This is a genomic window from Cyanobium sp. BA20m-p-22, from assembly GCF_024346275.1.
Lineage (GTDB): Bacteria > Cyanobacteriota > Cyanobacteriia > PCC-6307 > Cyanobiaceae > Cyanobium_A.
This window is the reverse complement of the sequence record NZ_JAGQCQ010000276.1, coordinates 1-5,184: the sequence shown is the minus strand read 5'-3', so window position 1 is coordinate 5,184 and position 5,184 is coordinate 1. Positions and strand designations below refer to the sequence as shown.

The 5,184-nt window shown below is 68.9% G+C and carries 5 protein-coding genes; 4 read left to right on the top strand and 1 reads right to left on the bottom strand.

The genetic code is table 11. The features are described 5' to 3' along the window. Positions 1-92: 92 nt before the first annotated feature. The gene (locus KBZ15_RS18035; protein WP_255016607.1) at positions 93-1,190 is read right to left on the bottom strand and encodes a sirohydrochlorin chelatase; all 1,098 of its coding nucleotides are present in this window, start codon (positions 1,188-1,190) and stop codon (positions 93-95) included. A gap of 78 nt (positions 1,191-1,268) precedes the next feature. On the opposite strand from KBZ15_RS18035, the gene KBZ15_RS18030 reads away from it, so the two are divergent. The 4 genes from KBZ15_RS18030 to KBZ15_RS18015 are packed head-to-tail and all read left to right on the top strand — an operon-like array spanning position 1,269 to position 5,091. Beyond that, positions 1,269-1,925 carry a ParB-like protein gene (locus KBZ15_RS18030; protein ID WP_255016605.1) on the top strand — a complete coding sequence of 219 codons (657 nt, stop codon included), beginning with the start codon at positions 1,269-1,271 and terminating at the stop codon, positions 1,923-1,925. A 48-nt stretch (positions 1,926-1,973) separates the two neighbouring features. Further along, entirely contained in the window at positions 1,974-3,935 is a 1,962-nt protein-coding gene (locus KBZ15_RS18025; protein WP_255016603.1) for a cation:proton antiporter, read from the top strand. Continuing rightward, on the top strand, positions 3,935-4,381 hold the full coding sequence (locus tag KBZ15_RS18020) for a universal stress protein (RefSeq protein WP_255016602.1): 447 nt from the start codon (positions 3,935-3,937) through the stop codon (positions 4,379-4,381). The genes KBZ15_RS18025 and KBZ15_RS18020 overlap by 1 nt, the downstream gene beginning before the upstream one ends. A 35-nt stretch (positions 4,382-4,416) precedes the next feature. Next, complete coding sequence (locus KBZ15_RS18015; RefSeq protein ID WP_255016601.1) at positions 4,417-5,091, top strand: hypothetical protein; 675 nt, start codon at positions 4,417-4,419, stop codon at positions 5,089-5,091. The last annotated feature ends 93 nt before the right edge of the window (positions 5,092-5,184 follow it).

Sequence of the window (5,184 nt, the reverse complement as noted above, 5' to 3'; positions counted from 1 at the left end):
GATGCCATTGATCAGCAGAGCTTATGCGCCCTGGTCCGGCAAGACTCGTCCCGCGCCGAGACGCTTGCACGGCCTGATCGATCCCGATTCCCTCACCCGCCAGTCCCGCCACCTGTGCGCAGGGTGCCTGGACCCAGGGGGTGGTCTGCGTGGGGATAGGGGGCGTGGTGATGGCTGTTCTCGTGGTGATGGCCGTTCTCATGAAGATGGCCAGCTGGGGGCAGGGGAACGCCATCGGGCTGGCAGGCGCCGGTGCACTCCCGCTCACAGAGATCGCAGCCATCGGTGAGGCCCTCAACGTGGTGGTGGTGGCTGTGCTGGGGAGCCCCCACTTCCGTTTCAAAGCCGAGCACCTGGGCCCGGTACTTGCACAGGGAGCAGTTCATCTGGGTGTCGCCCCGCACCACCTCGGCCACCCGCTCTACGAAGGTGCCCACTACCAGGGGGTGGTCAGCCAGATAGGAAGCCTGCAGGAACTCCACCTCCGGGTGGTCAGCCGCCACCCGCTCGGTGTGCTGCCGGATCCGGCTGACCAACACCCCTGAAAACAGGAAGTAGGGAAAGACGATTACACGGCGGTAGCCAAGCCTGACCACATGGCGCAAACCGGGCTCCACCAGGGGGAAGGTGACGCCGGAATAGACGGTTTCGCCCCAGCCGAAACCAAAGCCCTCCACCAGCATCCGGGTCACCTTGGACACATTGGAATTGGCATCCGGATCGGAGGAGCCCCGGCCCACCACCACCAGCAGGGTGTCGTGCAGGGGCACATCGGCCGGGGCCTGGGCTAGAGCTTCGCGGATCCGGGCACCGGCTGCCTGAATCATGTTGAGGTCGATGCCCAGCTCCCGGCCGTAGTCGATGCGCAGGCCTGTCTCGGCTGCGTAGGTGTTCAGCACCGAGGGGATGTCGTTTTTGGCATGGCCGGCGGCAAACAACATGGCCGGCACCGCCAGCACCTGGCCCACCCCCTTTGCCCGCAGGGCGTCGAGGCCATCACGCAGGATCGGCCGGGCGAATTCCAGGTAGCCGTATTCCACCGGCACCGCGGGCAACTGGGCCTGCAGGCCCCTAGCCAGCTGGGCGAATTCGGCCACCGCCAGGCGGTTACGGCTGCCGTGGCCGCACACCAGAACCCCAATCGGTCCGTGGGGGCCTTGGCTGAGGTCAAGACCGGGGGGGGAAGCCATGGCAAATCACACTTGCTGCGACCCTATTCCCGCAAGTCAGCCGGCAGGATAGGGGGTCTTCAGGCTGCCCAAGCCGCAATGGCCCTGCGCCTCCCCCCCTACCAGCAGCTACCTGCCCCGGGCCCGGCCAGCGAACTGCTGGAAATTCCCCTTGCCCAGCTCCGTCCAACCCAGCTCTGCGTGGGGCTGGCCGAAGTGCGCAGCCGGCTGCGGGACTTCAGCGCCGAGGATGCCGGCGAACGCCGCTCCTACCTGGGCAGCAAGCCGGTTCCCCTGGTGCGCAACCGGGCCGGCCAAATGTGGATGGTGGATCGCCACCACCGGCTGCGGGCCCTGATCGAAATCGCCCCTGGCGCCACCGCCTTTGGCTACGTCGTGCTCGAGCTCGACAGCGACGACCCGCTGCAGGTGCTGGAAATCCTGCAGGAACGGGGCTGGTTGTATCTCTATGACGGCCGCGGCCTGGGGCCCCTGCCGCCCTCGGCCCTGCCCGCCCAGCTAACCGGTCTCCAGGACGACCCCTACCGAAGCCTGGTGTGGAAACTGAAAAAAGAGGGGGTGATCGAGCCAGCGCCGCTGATCCCCTTCCATGAATTTCGCTGGGGAGCCTGGCTGCGCAGCCGGCCCTTACCCCCCTTCAGCTCCGAGCAGCTCGAGCCTGCCCTGCCGCGGGCCATGGCCCTGGCCAAATCCAGCGCTGCCTCCCACCTGGCGGGCTGGAAGGGCAGTGCCTGAAGCCGAGGCGGCGTGATCTCAAGCTGGCTCAGCGATAACCCGCTTGCAGTGCTTGCCCTGCTGCTGGGGGTGAGTGTGGTGGTGCCGCCCCTGGTTCGCCGCCTGGGCATGCCCGATCTGGTGGGCCTGCTGGTGGCAGGTGTGCTGATCGGGCCCCACGGCCTCCAGTGGCTCAACCCGAGCCAGCCCACGGTGCAACTGCTCTCCGATGGGGGGGTGATCTATCTGTTGTTCCTCGCCGGCCTGGAAATCGACCTGGCGGAGTTCGCCCGGATCCGCCGGCGCTCGCTCCGCTTCGGGCTGCTCACCTTTGCCCTGCCGATGCTGGGGGGCCTGCTGCTGGGCCTGGGCTTCGGCTACTCCCTACTGAGTGCGGTGCTGATCGGCTCGATCCTCTCCTCCCATACCCCCCTGGGCTACCCGATCGTGCGCAGCTACGGAGCGATGCGGGAGGAGGCGGTCACCGTGGCCATCGGCGGCACGATCGTGACCGACATCGCCGCCCTGGTAGTGCTCGCCCTCTGCATGGGCCTGGCCCAAGGCAACCTGAGTGCCCTGGGGGTGGGGTGGCTGCTGCTGCGGGTGGGGATCTACGCCGCCCTGGTGGTGCTGGTGATCACCCGTCTGGGCCGCAGCCTGGTGCAGCGCAGCGTCAACAACGACAGCCAGCTGTTTGTGGCGGTGTTGCTGGCGGTATTTCTGGCGGCCCTGGCCGCCGAACTGGCCGGCGTGGAAAAGATCGTCGGCGCCTTCCTGGCCGGCCTGGCAGTAAATGCGGTGCTGCCGGAGGGGCGGGTGAGGGAGCAGGTGATCGTGGTGGGAGCGAGCCTGTTCATCCCGGTCTTCTTTATCGACCTGGGCCTGATGCTGGACCTGCCGGTGTTCGCCCGCACCATGGTGGGCTCGCCGTTTGCGCTGCTGCTGATCGCCACCCTGATCGGCACCAAGGGGCTGGCCGCCTGGTGGGCCGGCCGCTTCTACGGCTACGGCCGCGCCCAGATCCTGACGATGTGGTCGCTCTCCCTGCCCCAGGTGGCCGCCACCCTGGCCGCCACTTTTGTGGGTTTCCGCGGCGGCCTGCTCGACGCGCAGGTGCTCAACGGGGTGCTGGCCCTGATGGTGGTCACGGCCAGCCTGGGGCCCTGGCTCACGGCCCGGGCGATCCCACTCCTGCCCCCACTGCTGCCCCACGACCAGGCCCCCCTGGAACGGCGGGGGCTGGCGGTGCTGGTGCCGATCACCAATCCAGCCTGGGAACGGGGGCTGATCGAGCTGGCCGGCTTGCTGGCGAACGGCAAGGGCGCCGTGCCAGGCCGGCTGATGCCGCTCAAGGTGGTGACTGCCGAGCAGAGCGGCGCAGGCCGGCAGTGGCTTCAGCGCTCTGGCAGCGCAGCGCTGGGCCAGCCGCTGTTGCGGGTGGACAGCGATATCGCCGGCGGCATAGCCGCAGCGGCCCTTGAGCAGGATGCGGACCTGGTGGTGATGGGGCTGGATTCACCGGCTGGGCTGGGGCGCTGGCTGTTTGGCGACCTGGTGGAGGCAACCTGCCGCCAGGTGGCGTGCCCGGTGGTGGTGGCCCGCCTCCATGGCGATTCCGCCAGCCTCCAACGCCTGCTCGTGCCGATCAAGCACCTCACCGCCGCGGCCCTGGAGCAGTTCCAGCTGGCCAGACGGCTCGCCGCCGCCTGCGGCGCCCGCCTCACCCTGCTGCACCTGCATGACCCCAACCTGCCGGCGGCGGCCCTGGGCCAGCTGGGCGAGGAGCTGCAGGCTTGGCTGGGCGGGGCTGGCCCAGAGCCAGGGCCAGTGCAGGTGGAGGTGATGCTGAAGCCCAGCTGGGCTGTTGAGAACGACCTGATCGCCGCCAGCAGCCACCATGACCTGGTGATCCTGCGCTGCCAGCGCCGCGTCGTGGCGGGGCTGCCGATTCCCGCCAGCGAGCGGGTGAGTCGGTTGCTGGGCCGGCTCGAGTGCTCCACGCTGGTGATCAGCGATCCCCTGCGCAGCTGATGACCTTTCACCACCTGCTGGTGCCCACCGATGGCTCGGAGCTCTCCAGCCAGGCCGTAGCCCAGGCCGTGGAGCTGGCCGGGGCGATCGGAGCGCGGCTCACCCTGTTTCACGTGCAGACCAACTTCCCGATCTCCCTGGTGGGCGTAGGCGAGCTGGTGGATCCGCACACGGTCGACACTCTGGTGAGGGCTGCACGAGCCCGGGCCGAGCAAATCCTGGCGGAGGCTGGCGCGGCTGCCGAGGCCGCCGCCGTGCCCTGGGGCAGCGAAACGGTGGTGAATGCCCTGCCCCATGCCGCAATCCTGGAGGCCGCCGGGCGCCTTGGCGCCGACCTGATCGTGATGGCCTCCCACGGGCGCCGCGGCCTGGAGGGGGTGCTGCTGGGCAGCGAAACCCAGCGGGTGCTCTGCCAGAGCCCCTGTCCGGTGCTGGTTGTGCGCTGACCTCTACGCTGCGAGCCAGTGCAACAGGCGAGCTGGTGGCGAAGGACGAAGCAAGCAGGGGCGAGGAACTCCGCGAACTGGGCTGGACCGCCGAGGAAGTGCGCCAGTACGAGGAGCTCTGGGAATACCGCCAGCGCTGGGGGGCCATCAACCTCGAGCCGGAGGACCGGGTGTTGCTGCGCCGGGCCGAAGCCGCCCTGCCCAAGCGGGCCGCCCATGGCAAGGGTTCCCTGAAGAAGACGATCCAGGAGAAGTCCCATTACCGCTGGCTCAGCTTCTACCGCGATGCCATGCTCGCCAGCGCCGCCGAAGTGGGGCTCGCAGCCGATGAAGAGGCCGCCTGGGTGATCCTGCTGGAGGCGGAGCTGGGGGCCCTCGAGCAGCTCAAACCGGTGCTCGGCCTGCCGGACACCCTCAAGGCCAAGGGACTGCTGGCCGCCCGGGAGGCCTGGATCGAGGCCATCGCCAGCCAGGGCCGCCTGCTCAGCTTCGACTTCGACGCCCCGCTGCTGGCCCTCAAGCAAAAGGAGAGCAGCAACTGGAAACCCCTGCGCCCGGAGGGAGCCCTCTCCTACCCTGTGCTGGATGCGGCTGGGGCCGCCGCCTTTCGCGCCGAGGTTGGCCCTGCCCTCTCTGCCTGGATGGGGGCCAACTTCCCGTCCCTCAAGGAGACCCCTCAGGAGCAACCGGCTGTAGCGGCTGCCGGCTAGGGCACCGGCGCATCGGCACTGGCCTGCACCCGCACCGGCGCCACCTTCCAGATCCGCTCGGCATAGTCGGCGATCGAGCGGTCGCTGCTGAAG

Bases quoted from the DNA above. Each gene is read 5' to 3' on its own strand.
- KBZ15_RS18035 (WP_255016607.1), bottom strand. From the start codon at position 1,190: ATGGCTTCCCCCCCCGGTCTTGACCTCAGCCAAGGCCCCCACGGACCG.
- KBZ15_RS18030 (WP_255016605.1), top strand. From the start codon at position 1,269: ATGGCCCTGCGCCTCCCCCCCTACCAGCAGCTACCTGCCCCGGGCCCG.
- KBZ15_RS18020 (WP_255016602.1), top strand. From the start codon at position 3,935: ATGACCTTTCACCACCTGCTGGTGCCCACCGATGGCTCGGAGCTCTCC.